The sequence below is a fragment of the Paenibacillus sp. SEL3 genome (assembly GCF_054602585.1).
On sequence record NZ_CM137725.1, the window covers coordinates 4,150,243 to 4,163,257 of the forward strand.

Genomic DNA, 13,015 nt, shown 5'->3' on the forward strand with positions numbered 1-13,015 from the left:
ATCAATTTATACAAAAAATAAGATTCTTAATTTAAAGTTAATTAGAGGAGGGAATAGATATGAAACACGTCTTTCGTAAAGGAAATGGTCCGCAAGCCCCGGTTATTTTGCTGTTGCATGGTACAGGTGGGAATGAACAAGACCTAATACCTTTGGCTGAGATGGTAGCACCGGGAGCTTCTGTGTTAGGCGTAAGAGGAAATGTGCTGGAAAATGGAATGCCGCGCTTCTTTCGCCGTTTGGCAGAAGGAGTGTTCGACATTGAGGATCTCGTATTTCGTACCAAAGAACTGAGCGAATTTGTGGACACAGCTGCAGAGCAATACGATTTTGACCGTAATAACGTGGTGGCTCTGGGCTATTCCAATGGTGCAAACATAGCCGCCAGCATGCTCTTTCACGATGCAAAAGCGTTACGCGGAGCTATTTTGCACCATGCAATGGTGCCGTTGCGTGGGCTGGACTTGCCTGAATTGAACGGTGTCCCTGTATTTCTGTCTTCCGGTGAAAATGACCCGATTGTTCCGGCTTCGGAATCCCGGGAGCTGCAAGCATTATTGGAGGGAGCCGGAGCGCAGGTGGAAGCATATTGGGAACGCAATGGTCATCAATTGACCCGTACAGAAGCTGCCGCCGCAGGCCAATGGTTTGGAGAGCATTTTAATCTGAGTGGAGAGCAGATTTAAATACCGGATAAGTTAAAATGTTGAGGATAGGGCGAGTAACCTGGTTAAAATCATTGCCCAAAAGAGTCGACTGCTTGTAGGCTGTCGGCTCTTATCCTAGCAGCATTCCTCCAGTTGCCCCCACAAGAACTACCACCCAGGGCGGCAGCTTCCAAAAAACAAGCATCACAAACAAAATGACCGCCAGAGCAAAGTCTATTGGCTTCAGGATGGCGGTAGTCCAAAGCGGATCATACAGCGCAGCCAGCAAAATACCAACCACAGCTGCATTCACTCCTACCAAAGCCCTTTGGATTTTCGGACTGTTTCTTAATTTATTCCAGAACGGAAGTACGCCGACAACAAGAAGAAATGCTGGCAAAAAAATGGCGAGAGTAGCAATCATCGCTCCTGGTAACCCCCAGGCCATAGCTCCAAGGTAACCTGCAAAGGTGAATAACGGCCCTGGAACGGCTTGCGTAGCTCCGTAACCTGCCAAGAAATTCTCTCGGCTAACCCATCCAGTTGGAACAACTTCCCTCTCCAAAAGCGGCAATACCACGTGTCCCCCACCAAATACCAAAGAGCCTGAACGAAAAAAGCTATCGAACAGCGTTAACCATCCCACTTCCTCTGAGGATCTAAGAAGCGGAAGTGCCACAAGCATTGCAACAAATACAATCAAGGAGCAGACCGCAAAAGTTCGGCTAATCGCAATTTGAAGATTGGACGTAATCTCCGCCTCTTGCTTTCGAAAAAGCCATAACCCGATAACACCAGCAGTAACAATGATTAGAATTTGACTGTAAGCTGTATGCCAGGACAACGTAATCACGGCGGAAATCACGGCAATTGTCGCCCTATCCCGATCAGGCGTCAGCTTCTGTCCCATACCTAGAATAGCATGGGCCACAATCGCAACAGCTACGATCTTTAATCCGTGAATCCACCCCGCACTCGCTATATCGTATCCTTGAAGCAAGAAAGCAAACGCAACTAACACAAGAAACGACGGCAGTGTGAAACCAATCCAGGCAGCAAGTCCTCCAAGTAATCCTGCTCTTACAACCCCAATTCCAATGCCAACCTGACTACTGGAAGGACCAGGGAGAAACTGGCAGAGGGCTACAAGATCGGCGTAACTTGCTTCATCCATCCACTTTCGGCGACGTATGTATTCATCATGGAAGTATCCTATATGTGCAATCGGTCCTCCAAAGGAAGTGAGTCCTAATTTTGCGGACACCATCAGCACTTGAAGAAGAGTGGCTAATTGTCCCCTTAGCGGCTCTTGCTTATTCGTTTCCATAAACGGGGCTCCTTTTCTCATATCTTCTAACTTTAATATAACTGAATAATGTAATCTAAATTACTCCATTTTATTAATTTGGCTCAGGCATGCATAAAATGATCCGATAGCGATCAAGCTACGGATTAGCGCTCTACTGAGCGACCCCATGATTAGGAGGCGACAAAGGAATGGCAAAACCAGATAATCGAGCCGATAATGTTGAACATTTGCAACAAAGTATTCAGAACACACAGCAGAACCTGCATGAAGCTGAAGGATATCTGAACGAATTTTCCTCTGAAATCAGCAACGAGGAGCGTCAGCAGATCGAAGAAAAAAATAATCGTCGTAAAGAAAGTATTAGATCATTTCGCGAAGAAGTGAAGGACGAAGCAGCTCATTCCCAAGAGTAGTAAAAATAGAGAGGCCCAACTTCGAGTTTTAATTCGGGTGGGGCCTCTTTTTTATGCAAAAATCATCATAACTGCATTCATTTCAATTGCCCCCTATAATGCAGTGGAGACGCTAATCTTCGTTGAAAATAAAAATTTTATAAATAATGTTGTTGTAAACTAATTTGTATTGATGTTAAATAATAAAAGAAAGCGCAATCATTTATGAATTAGGATTTCATCATGCGAAGGGGGAAGGATATGCTGCTGCGAAGAAAAAGCATGGCTTTGATACTTATGGCGGTGGTTTTGATGGCTGGACTGCTGCAAGGCTGTTCTTTCAAGACCGATGAAAAGGAAGGGCCGGGAACAGAACTTGTATTATGGACGTTCAATGAACTGCATGAGAAGTTTTTTCTGCAAATGGCTGACCAATGGAACCAACAGCACCCTGATGAATTGATTAATTTGAAAGCGAATACATTTCCTTATGACAACCATCACAGCAAGCTGTCGATTGCGCTGCAATCGGGGGTGGGAGCGCCGGATATCGCGGATATCGAGGTGAACAAGATCGGTAATTTCCTCAAAGGGATACCGCAACTGGTCCCGCTCAATCCGGTGATTGACCCCGAGATCAATAACATTGTACCTTCCAGAGTACAGATTTACGGCAAAGACGGTAAATATTACGGCATTGACTTCCACGTTGGAGCCGAAGTGATGTATTACAATAAAGAGATTATGGACCAGGCGGGGGTAAACCCGGATTCCATCGTCACCTGGGCAGACTATGCTGCTGCAGGCAAGCAAGTACTTGCGAAAACAGGCAAGCCAATGGCGACCTTAGAAACGAATGACCTGTGGAGCTATTGGCCGATGATCTCCCAGCAAAATTCAGATTTTCTGGATGACAAGGGCGAGTTGACGTTGGATAACGAAACCAATATTAAAACACTTGAGTTTCTTCAACAGATGGTAAAAGACAAAGTCGCTATTCCCTCACCGGGCGGCGGGCATCATATGGAGGAATACTACGGGTTTATGAACAAAGGCGGGGCTGCTTCGGTATGGATGCCGATGTGGTACATGGGGCGTTTTACGGATTACATGCCTGACCTGAAAGGTAAAATTATCATCAGACCCATGCCGGCGTGGGAAAAAGGCGGCTATCGCTCAGCGGGTATGGGCGGAACCGGAACGGTAGTCACGAACCAATCAGAGCACCAGGATCTGGCGATGCGTTTTCTAGCCTTTGCCAAGCTGTCCAAGCAAGGGAATGTGGAGATTTGGAAGCAGCTAGGGTTTGATCCCATCCGCAGTGAAGTGTGGACAATGCCGGAAGCCAAAGCCAAAAACAAATTTACGGAGTATTTCGGAACAAATATTTTTGACACGCTGATCGAAGTCAAAGATGAGATCAATGCGGTGCATATTGGACCGAAAACGCCTGACATCGCCAGTGCTGTACGCAATAAAATACTTTATCGGACACTACAGAGTGGCGAAGATCCAGCCACGGTGCTGCATGAGCTAGCAGATGAACTGAGATAGACCCCAACAGGAAAGGGAGTGAGATTCATGGCAACGCCCGTTCATACGAACGCTAATGTACCGACAGGTCAGCCGCCAAAAACTCAGCGTCCGGCCAGAAGCCAATGGAGCCGATTTATTCATTCCAGTCGTACGGCACCGTATGTGTTTGTCCTTCCATTTTTACTGTCCTTTGCGTTATTTTTTGCCTATCCGGTCATCTCGACGGTCATTATGAGCTTCCAGGAAGTCCTGCCAGGGATAACAACTTATGTTGGACTGGAAAATTATAAGGACTTAATCAATCCTACGTTTGGAAAGGCGATATTGAATAGCGTCCTGTACACGCTGCTTACACTGGTCGTGCTGATTCCTCTGCCGCTGGTATTGGCAGTATTGCTGAATTCGCCTAAAATGCCGGGCAGAGGGTTGTTTCGCTCCGTGATGTTTATACCTGCACTAACCTCGGTGGTGGTAGCAGGAACGATCTTCCGCCTCATGTTCGGGGAATTGGATGGTTCGCTGATGAACTCCCTATTGGGGGTCTTCGGTCTGGAGCCGTATAAATGGCTAATGAACGCCAACACCGGCTTTTTAGCGTTGATCGTGCTGGCCTTGTGGAGATGGTTGGGCGTAAATATGCTGTACTACATGTCGGGACTCCAGAACATTCCCCCCGAGTTGTATGAAGCTGCGCAGATTGATGGAGCCAGTCGATTCGATTCATTTTGGCGGATTACGATTCCTATGCTGAAACCAGTGACGATCTACGTATTTACGATTAGCATTTATGCGGGGTTGTCCATGTTCACGGAAAGCTACATGTTGTGGAACGGAAATAACTCCCCGAACGATATTGGTTTAACGATTGTTGGCTATCTCTATCGCCAAGGTCTGGAGCAGAACAGTATGGGCTTCGGAGCTGCGGTGGGCATTGTATTGCTCGTATTTACACTCGTGCTGAACCTGATCCAGCTCAAATTTTTCGGCATGTTCCGGAAGGAGGATTAAGCGATGGCTCAGAAACAAAAAGGCTCATTATCCGCATTGCTCGTTGTCCTGTTCATTCTGTTTGCCGGGTTTGCCCTGTTTCCGCTATTTGCCGTGACGCTTGCCTCGTTCAAGCCATCGACGGAGCTGTTGCGCTACGGCTTGAATCTTAAGCTGGAGTGGGACATCATGTCCTTGAAAAACTATGCGTTCATCTTTCAGGGGACGACGGATTATTTTCAATGGTACTGGAACAGTATTGTTATTACCGTCTTGTTTACGGTGTTATGTCTGATATTGTCCGCGATGGTGGGCTATGGTCTGGAGATGTACCGTTTTAAATTGAAAAATGTGATTTTCACACTGGTGCTGGTTGTAATGATGATTCCGGTAGAAATTATCATGCTGCCGCTCTACAAGCTAATGATCGGCATGAAGCTGATTAATACAGTATGGGGTGTAATTCTACCCTTCGTCGTCGCGCCGATCCCAATCTTTTTCTTCCGTCAATATTTGAGTGGAGTACCCAAGGATTTTATGGATGCTGCGCGGGTTGACGGCTGCTCAGAATATGGCATTTTCGTACGCATTATGATGCCTCTAATGGCGCCTGCATTTGCGGCAATGGCTATTTTGCAGGCGATGAACAGTTGGAATAACTTCCTGTGGCCGATGATTGTATTGCGGACCAACGACATGCTGACACTGCCCATTGGACTGTCCAGTCTGCTGACGCCATATGGCAACAATTATGATGTGCTGATTGCGGGCTCCGTTTTGGCTATTTTACCGATTCTGGTCGTGTTTCTATTCTTCCAGCGTTACTTTATTGAAGGAATGACGGCAGGTGGAGTAAAAGGGTAATCGGAAAGGTATTCAATGGAGCGATTGAATACAAGAAATGTGCAACGTCAGAAAAGGTTGATCGGGCATTGTCCCGGTCTTCCTTTTTTTAGATTTGATTGATTTTCATTCTCATTTTCATGCTATCATCTGCACAAGCTATGGGTAAACGTGGTATGATATTTGAAAGATTTCAAATACAGAAATATTCAGGCGGAGCGTGGAGAACCTATGGAACCAACAGAAACCCAGAAAACTGACCCGGCCATGGCGTCAACCGTTGGCATGGAGGATATTGTACGGGCGCATCATATGCTGCGTGAGGTGATTGTACGTACACCTTTACAGAGGGATGCCGTCCTATCGGCCAAATATAACTGTAATGTGTATCTGAAAAGAGAGGATCTTCAAGTCGTGCGGTCCTTTAAAATCCGTGGAGCTTACAACATGATCCGTAGCTTGACTCCTGAGCAAATGGAAAAAGGCATCGTGTGTGCGAGTGCGGGGAATCATGCGCAAGGTGTGGCTTTTTCATGTAATGCACTTGGTATCCATGGTAAAATATTTATGCCGAGTACAACGCCCAATCAGAAGGTGAAGCAGGTTCGTCGCTTTGGCGGAAACAGTGTCGAGGTCATTTTGACTGGAGATACGTTTGACGATGCCTATGATGAGGCCATGAAGGTGTGTAGCGAACAGGCAATGACCTTCATACATCCGTTTGATCAGCCGAAAATTATTGCGGGCAATGGTACGATTGCGATGGAAGTGATGGAGAGTCTAGATACACCTATGGATTATGTGTTCGTAACGATTGGCGGCGGCGGTTTGGCGGCAGGCGTAGGTACGTATGTTAAAACCGTGAGTCCATCCACCAAGGTCATTGGTGTGGAACCCCTTGGCGCGGCGTCGATGACGGAAGCGATGCGTTTACACAAGGTGGTTACACTGGATCAAATAGACAAGTTTGTTGACGGAGCTGCGGTGAAGCGTGTGGGTCAGCTGACATACGATATTTGTAAACATACCTTGGACGATATTGTGAAGGTACCGGAAGGTAAAGCATGTACCGCGATTCTGGAGCTGTATAATGAAAATGCGATTGTTGTGGAGCCTGCGGGTTCACTGCCTGTTGCAGCACTTGATCTGTACCGCGAGCAGATTCAAGGCAAAACGGTTGTCTGTATCGTCAGCGGTGGTAACAACGATATAGATCGAATGCAGGAGATTAAGGAACGGTCCCTAATTTACGAAGGACTGAAGCATTATTTTATGGTGAATTTCCCGCAAAGAGCTGGGGCACTGCGTGAGTTTCTACAGGATGTGCTTGGACCGGACGACGATATTACTAGGTTTGAATATACGAAAAAGAATGATAAGGAAAATGGACCAGCTCTGGTCGGCATTGAGCTGTTCCACAAGGAAGACTATTTTCCTTTAATTGAACGAATGAACCGCAAGGGGCTTAAATATACGGAACTGAATAAAAACGAAAATCTATTTAATATGCTAATTTGAAAAGGAGCCTGCGGGCTCCCTTTTTTGTATCAGGATTTTGCAAAATCCTCGTATGTAAAGCGTTATGCGTAGTTTATAAATTTCTTTTTATTTGAAATAAAGCGTTTACAAAATAGAATGTGATAGGTTAATATATGGGTAACTTCATAAGTATAAACACTAATGTAATAGGTGTGTCACCTGAATTTCATTATAAGATACTCATTCGGAGGTGCGAAAGAAATGTTGAAAGCATGGAAAAAATCAGTACGGAGTAAATTGACCCGAACGGCGTTTGCTGCCGTAACCTCGGCTGCTTTGTTACTTTCAGTGATGCCATCTGCATCCGCAGAGCACTGGGCGTTAACTGGTGATGTGGCAGTACATGATCCGTCCATTACGAAGGAAGGCAACGCTTGGTATATTTTCTCCACAGGGCAGGGGATACAGGTTCAAAGATCGGACGACGGACGCAATTTTTACAGATTGCCGCAAATATTCCTGTCGCCGCCATCATGGTGGAAATCGTATGTACCTAAGCAAAAGCCTAACGATGTGTGGGCACCGGACGCTCAGAAGTACAATGGACGTGTCTGGGTTTACTATTCCATTTCTACTTTTGGGTCACGCACTTCGGCCATTGGATTGACTTCAGCAACAAGCATTGGCGCGGGGAGCTGGAGAGATGATGGACTCGTGCTGCGTACGACGGATGCCAACGATTATAATGCGATTGACCCGAATCTCGTCATTGACGCTTCCGGTAACCCGTGGCTTTCCTTTGGTTCATGGAATTCAGGCTTGAAAGTGACTCGATTGGACAAGAATACGATGAAGCCTACGGGGCAGATCTATTCTATCGCCAAGCGTACGGCGGGTGGTTTGGAAGCGCCACATGTTACATACCGCGACGGCTATTATTATCTGTTTGCTTCCATTGATAACTGCTGCAAAGGCGTAGATAGTAATTATAAGATTATTTACGGTCGCTCTACTAGTATTACTGGACCGTATGTGGACAAGAGCGGCAAAAGCCTGATGGACGGCGGTGGAACGATACTGGATGCGGGGAATGACCGTTGGAAGGGACCTGGCGGCCAATCCGTCTATAACAACAGTGTCATTGCGCGTCATGCCTATGATGCCACTGATAAAGGAAATCCAAAACTTCTGATTAGTGATTTGAAATGGGATTCGGCAGGCTGGCCTACGTACTAAAGAGAGGACCGTTTGGAGTCACCTATGTAGTAAAATCATATAGATATATTCAAAAACTGTTCCTCTTATGGGGAACAGTTTTTGGCTTGCAATGTCATAGAAACATGCTATTATGTATCAAGTTGATAATAATTATCATTATCGTTATCATTTTGGAAAACGTAATGATTTTTTCAGGTACGGAGGGAGTGACCTCATCAAATGCAGTCTAAAGACAGCATGGACAAACATACAGCTCGGACAGAGAGGGCAGTTCCTGAAGTAGTCATAACAGCACGTCCAGTACTTCGAGCGGGTAGGATTCGGCAGGCGTTGTTGTTCACAGCTTCGGCTGTATTGTTGGGTTTGGCCATATTCGCCGCCATTTCTCTCGGAGCCAAGGACTTGACCGTAAGCACCGTGTGGTCGGCAGTATTTCACTATGATCGTTCGCTGATGACACATCAGATCATTCATGAGTTGAGATTGCCGCGTGTACTCGGTGCAGCTGTTATTGGAGCTGCGCTTGCGGTTGCAGGTTCTCTGATTCAGGGCATTACGCGCAACCCGCTGGGAGATACAGGTGTGCTGGGCATTAACGCAGGAGCGATGTTTGTAGTTGCAGTGAGTTTTGCCTTTTTTCCCGATCTTCCTTATGGGACGTTAATAGTATTGTCGTTCCTGGGGGCGCTAATGAGTACCTTACTGGTATTTGGTCTGGGAGCATCTGCGCCTGGTGGATTGACACCTATGAGACTGACGGTGTCTGGAGCTGTGACGGCTGCCCTGTTAGGTTCCATGACTTCGGGGATTGCGATTTATTTTGATTTAAGTCAGGATTTAGCCTTCTGGTATGCGGGGGGTGTAGCCGGGATCAAATGGTCGCAGCTTGAGATTCTTGCACCGATTTTGCTTATTGTGATCGCCTGGTCTATGGGGCTGGCACGTTCTATTTCGCTGATTTCGATGGGCGATGAGGTGGCGTTAAACCTTGGGTTGAATCTCAGGCGCATTCGGCTTTTGGGTCTGCTGACCGTAGTGGTACTGGCCGGACTCTCTGTATCGGCTGCTGGAGCCATCGGCTTTGTAGGTTTGGTTATCCCACATATCGCTCGCAAGCTAATCGGTGTGGATTATCGCCAGATCGTGCCGCTGTCTGCGTTATTGGGAGCCGTGTTACTGGTGCTGGCAGATTTGGGAGCGAGAATGGCAAATCCGCCAGAGGAGCTAGCTATTGGAATTATGGTGTCTTTTATCGGAGTACCCTTTTTCCTCTTTCTCGCCCGTAAGGAAAGGAGGGATTTATAGTGAGTCGCTCTTTAGGGATTGGGGACACAAGAACGAAAAAGGCTTGGCTCGTTTGTTTGGTATTGGCGGGAATCAGCTTTGCCGTCCTTGTTTTGGGTTTGAATACCGGAACGATTCGTATTCCACCGCTACGCGTGCTGGATACGTTGTTTGGCGGTGGCAGCGGACGTGATCATATCGTTCTGTTCGAGTATCGTCTGCCTCGTATTGCTGTAACGGTGCTGGCTGGAGCGGGACTAGGCGCAGCCGGGGCGGTCATGCAAGGCTTGTCGCGGAACGGACTTGCTGATCCGGGAGTGCTCGGTCTTCATGCAGGGGCTGCGTTGGGACTGGTAATGTTCGTTAGCTTTTTTCGCGACTTGGACGGTTCGGCCGCCGTCCTGATCCCCTTGTTTACCTTTGCAGGAGGTGTCATTGCGGCGGTGCTGATTGTTTTGTTGTCCTATAGCCGTAACAGAGGAATCGTGCCCGTGCGTCTGATTTTGTCCGGTATCGGTGTAGCCTCGGGCCTTAGCGCTATAACGCTGTATTGGTCCTTACGGCTGGATGAGGATACATACGTATTTACCGCACGTTGGTTGGCTGGCAGCGTTTGGGGCCGGGACTGGATACATGCAGCAGCTTTGCTGCCTTGGTTAGTCATTGTATTACCCTACGTTCTGTCGCAGACGCGCAGTCTGAATAACCTGTCGTTGGGTGACGAGACCGCGGCTGGAATCGGTACAAGTGTGAAGCGCCAGCGCCTATTACTGCTAGGCGCAGCTGTGGCTCTATCTAGTGCCAGTGTATCTATGGCCGGAGGCATCGGCTTTATCGGGCTGATTGCGCCTCATCTGGCTCGCCGTCTGGTTGGGCCGATGTACCAGCATTTGCTGCCAGTAGCCTGTTTGGTCGGGGTCGTCATTCTGGTCACCGCCGACACGATTGGGCGTTCGGTGTTTCAGCCAAATGCGATTCCCGCAGGTGTGGTGGTTGCTGTGGTAGGAGCTCCGTATTTTTTATTCCTGTTGTCCCGAACAAAATGACAGAAGAGCCTTCTATAATGATCATTATAATGTAGAGTTCTATAGCATAGGAGAGAATAAACATGAGAAAACACAGATTTGAGGGTTCAGGTTTTAAACGTTCATGGGTAGTCACAACTCTTGTTGTATGCATGATCATGCTATCTGCTTGCGGACAAGCAGCCGACAAACAGACTGCCGATACGAAAGCGGCGGACAGTGCGCAGACAACTATTAGTGCGGATTCGCGTATTGCTTCGATGTCTATTCATTTGACGAACAACCTGCTGGCATTGGGCATTACTCCGGCTGGTTCGGTCATTGGCGGAGATGTGAAGGATTTTCTGCCGCATGTAAAAGATCGTCTTCAAAGTACCCGTAAGCTAGGTGTTGTCACTGACCCGGATATGGAAGCGGTACTGGAGCTTCAACCTGATCATATTTTCTTGGACAAAAAATATTCGGGAACCGATGTGGCCAAGTTTGAAAAAATTGCGTCGACCGACGTTTTTGATCTGGATGAAGGCACATGGAAGGATCAATTGAAAAAAATAGCCGTTATGGTCAAACATGAAGCACAGGCAGACGCATTTCTAAAAGACTATGATACACAGAGGGAACGAGTCAAAAAGCTGATTCATTCAAAAATTGGGGACGGAACGGTTATGGCTGTACGTGTGACGGCGAAAGAGGTTCGTGTTATGGGGATGAAGCGTCCGGTAGGACCGCTGTTATATCAGGATTTGGGCTTGAAGCCAGCCAAAGGTGTAGAAAAGATCAACAAGGCTTATCAGGTGGTTTCCCAAGAGGTTTTACCGGATTATGATGCCGATGCGATTCTTGTTATCATCAGTAAAGGCGCGGATGCCCAAAAGGTATACAAGCAGCTGGAAGGAAACACAGTATGGCAAGGTCTCAAAGCGGTGAAGCAAGGGCATGTCTACATGTTGGACGGACAGCCTTGGCTGGACTATTCCGCAATGGGACACAAAATGGCTCTGGATAATGCAGAACAACTATTTTCCAAATAAGTTCTAAAGTATATCAGCCGTATTCCTCCATGCAGCTTCTTGCAGACCAGGAATACGGCTTTTTGGCGCACACCCAAGCTATAAGTCGGTTGCCTGATCGAAATGAAAAGGAGCTGCTATGATCCAAAATGAGGCAGCTCCATATAATGAAAATTGCGGGCTATGAACGTTTTTTACGCAGAAAAATCGGTTTGAGTCCAATAAAGCCGATGGCGGCGAGAATTAAATTTACCCAAGGTGAGATCCTGAATACTGGCATTACACTGCGCAGCGCTAGTCCGGCGACAAGAATCACGACAACTAACACAACATACATCAAGATGGATTTAAGATTCATCTGGGGCTTTACAGGGGCGTGGTCTGGATGTTGTGTCTCCTCGCCTTCTTCGGGACGATCCATAAAATTCATCAGGGCTTCAACGAGTAGAATGGCTCCTGCGGCAATGATGATAAGAGTGGATAGGCTGATTTCTTCAAAGGGTTTGAGATTTCCACCAGTAAAGGTGACAAACCATCCGATAATTGCTTGTGTCAAAAAAAACATAGACAAGGCAATCCATGCAATAAGCGCATAATTTTTTGCTTTATTCATTTCTTCCTCCTGCTTTATGAGCGTATCCCGGGCTGATGGAACCGCCATTTCGTAACAAAGACAGTATACGTGAGGAAGCGTCGGATGGCAAAAGACTTTATCAATAGCATGTATATTACCGCTGCATTCTCCTCAAACTGGATAAAGGGTGAGCACATGGAGCAACCTGAATATAAACGTTGAGAGGATGTGGCATCATGAAACTGGAGAACCAGGCAGATTATTTAGTCCAAAAACGACTGGGAAACGCTTCGAATGGGAATAGCAGGGCGGCCTCATCTACAAATGTGAGTCACCGGAGCGTTCAAGGAACATCTCCAACGTACCGTATACTGGATGATATTGAAGTGGCTGAGGATACAGAATTTGCAGGTGAGCTAGGTGCACAGAACTACCGCAGCCTGTGGCATGAGGATGAACATAACGGCGAATCTTGTAAACTGCAGTGGGAAGGACGAACGGAGACCCACCAAATGTTCAGGAACAGCTACGAATAACGAATGTCACTTTAAATGTAGTGGATTCACTCACATAAGTGTAGTATAGCGTTCTCCGGAATCGCATCGGGGAGCGCTATTTGTTTACTTTTTTAACGATGTGAACTGACAGGTTGACAAGGAAGCAGGGCGATGATAGACTGACTTTACTATAAAACTTATTAAACTTATCGGA

Annotated in this window: 13 protein-coding genes; 11 read left to right on the forward strand and 2 right to left on the reverse strand. The window is 46.9% G+C overall.

The genetic code is table 11. The features are described from left to right. Positions 1-59: 59 nt before the first annotated feature. Complete coding sequence (locus tag ACYCS5_RS19105) at positions 60-686, forward strand: alpha/beta hydrolase (protein WP_341038763.1); 627 nt, start codon at positions 60-62, stop codon at positions 684-686. Between the two features lie 91 nt (positions 687-777). Here ACYCS5_RS19105 and ACYCS5_RS19110 read toward each other — a convergent pair whose 3' ends face one another. Beyond that, positions 778-1,974 (reverse strand): chromate transporter, encoded by a 1,197-nt coding sequence (locus ACYCS5_RS19110; RefSeq protein WP_165149941.1) that lies wholly within the window; start codon positions 1,972-1,974, stop codon positions 778-780. 170 nt (positions 1,975-2,144) lie between these two features. Between ACYCS5_RS19110 and tlp the strand changes: the two genes are divergently transcribed. From tlp to ACYCS5_RS19155, 9 genes are all read left to right on the forward strand, one after another. Beyond that, entirely contained in the window at positions 2,145-2,369 is a 225-nt protein-coding gene (tlp, locus tag ACYCS5_RS19115) for a small acid-soluble spore protein Tlp (RefSeq protein WP_250243226.1), read from the forward strand. A 240-nt stretch (positions 2,370-2,609) separates the two neighbouring features. Beyond that, positions 2,610-3,902 carry an ABC transporter substrate-binding protein gene (locus tag ACYCS5_RS19120; protein ID WP_340931356.1) on the forward strand — a complete coding sequence of 431 codons (1,293 nt, stop codon included), beginning with the start codon at positions 2,610-2,612 and terminating at the stop codon, positions 3,900-3,902. A 27-nt stretch (positions 3,903-3,929) separates the two neighbouring features. Then, the gene (locus ACYCS5_RS19125) at positions 3,930-4,892 is read left to right on the forward strand and encodes a carbohydrate ABC transporter permease (protein WP_029517137.1); all 963 of its coding nucleotides are present in this window, start codon (positions 3,930-3,932) and stop codon (positions 4,890-4,892) included. Positions 4,893-4,895: 3 nt separating this feature from the next. Beyond that, positions 4,896-5,735, forward strand: coding sequence for a carbohydrate ABC transporter permease (locus ACYCS5_RS19130; protein ID WP_318628216.1), 840 nt, complete (start codon positions 4,896-4,898; stop codon positions 5,733-5,735). Positions 5,736-5,945: 210 nt separating this feature from the next. Continuing rightward, the gene (gene ilvA, locus ACYCS5_RS19135) at positions 5,946-7,232 is read left to right on the forward strand and encodes a threonine ammonia-lyase IlvA (protein ID WP_029517135.1); all 1,287 of its coding nucleotides are present in this window, start codon (positions 5,946-5,948) and stop codon (positions 7,230-7,232) included. A 222-nt stretch (positions 7,233-7,454) separates the two neighbouring features. Beyond that, the gene (locus tag ACYCS5_RS19140) at positions 7,455-8,429 is read left to right on the forward strand and encodes a glycoside hydrolase family 43 protein (RefSeq protein WP_029517134.1); all 975 of its coding nucleotides are present in this window, start codon (positions 7,455-7,457) and stop codon (positions 8,427-8,429) included. Between the two features lie 201 nt (positions 8,430-8,630). Next, on the forward strand, positions 8,631-9,716 hold the full coding sequence (locus ACYCS5_RS19145) for a FecCD family ABC transporter permease (protein WP_318628218.1): 1,086 nt from the start codon (positions 8,631-8,633) through the stop codon (positions 9,714-9,716). Next, on the forward strand, positions 9,716-10,741 hold the full coding sequence (locus ACYCS5_RS19150) for a FecCD family ABC transporter permease (protein ID WP_459759968.1): 1,026 nt from the start codon (positions 9,716-9,718) through the stop codon (positions 10,739-10,741). The genes ACYCS5_RS19145 and ACYCS5_RS19150 overlap by 1 nt, the downstream gene beginning before the upstream one ends. A 62-nt stretch (positions 10,742-10,803) precedes the next feature. Continuing rightward, on the forward strand, positions 10,804-11,751 hold the full coding sequence (locus ACYCS5_RS19155) for an ABC transporter substrate-binding protein (RefSeq protein WP_340884411.1): 948 nt from the start codon (positions 10,804-10,806) through the stop codon (positions 11,749-11,751). 160 nt (positions 11,752-11,911) lie between these two features. Here the strand turns inward: ACYCS5_RS19155 and ACYCS5_RS19160 are convergent, their stop codons facing one another. Then, positions 11,912-12,343, reverse strand: coding sequence for a hypothetical protein (locus ACYCS5_RS19160; RefSeq protein ID WP_459759969.1), 432 nt, complete (start codon positions 12,341-12,343; stop codon positions 11,912-11,914). Between the two features lie 197 nt (positions 12,344-12,540). Here ACYCS5_RS19160 and ACYCS5_RS19165 point away from each other — a divergent pair, with 197 nt between their 5' ends. Beyond that, positions 12,541-12,840, forward strand: a complete 300-nt coding sequence (locus ACYCS5_RS19165) for a hypothetical protein (protein WP_340884414.1) — start codon at positions 12,541-12,543, stop codon at positions 12,838-12,840. The last annotated feature ends 175 nt before the right edge of the window (positions 12,841-13,015 follow it).

Coding starts and splice junctions, on each gene's coding strand:
- ACYCS5_RS19105 (WP_341038763.1), top strand. CDS start 60: ATGAAACACGTCTTTCGTAAAGGAAATGGTCCGCAAGCCCCGGTTATT.
- ACYCS5_RS19110 (WP_165149941.1), bottom strand. CDS start 1,974: ATGGAAACGAATAAGCAAGAGCCGCTAAGGGGACAATTAGCCACTCTT.
- tlp (WP_250243226.1), top strand. CDS start 2,145: ATGGCAAAACCAGATAATCGAGCCGATAATGTTGAACATTTGCAACAA.
- ACYCS5_RS19120 (WP_340931356.1), top strand. CDS start 2,610: ATGCTGCTGCGAAGAAAAAGCATGGCTTTGATACTTATGGCGGTGGTT.
- ACYCS5_RS19125 (WP_029517137.1), top strand. CDS start 3,930: ATGGCAACGCCCGTTCATACGAACGCTAATGTACCGACAGGTCAGCCG.
- ACYCS5_RS19130 (WP_318628216.1), top strand. CDS start 4,896: ATGGCTCAGAAACAAAAAGGCTCATTATCCGCATTGCTCGTTGTCCTG.
- ilvA (WP_029517135.1), top strand. CDS start 5,946: ATGGAACCAACAGAAACCCAGAAAACTGACCCGGCCATGGCGTCAACC.
- ACYCS5_RS19140 (WP_029517134.1), top strand. CDS start 7,455: ATGTTGAAAGCATGGAAAAAATCAGTACGGAGTAAATTGACCCGAACG.
- ACYCS5_RS19145 (WP_318628218.1), top strand. CDS start 8,631: ATGCAGTCTAAAGACAGCATGGACAAACATACAGCTCGGACAGAGAGG.
- ACYCS5_RS19155 (WP_340884411.1), top strand. CDS start 10,804: ATGAGAAAACACAGATTTGAGGGTTCAGGTTTTAAACGTTCATGGGTA.
- ACYCS5_RS19160 (WP_459759969.1), bottom strand. CDS start 12,343: ATGAATAAAGCAAAAAATTATGCGCTTATTGCATGGATTGCCTTGTCT.
- ACYCS5_RS19165 (WP_340884414.1), top strand. CDS start 12,541: ATGAAACTGGAGAACCAGGCAGATTATTTAGTCCAAAAACGACTGGGA.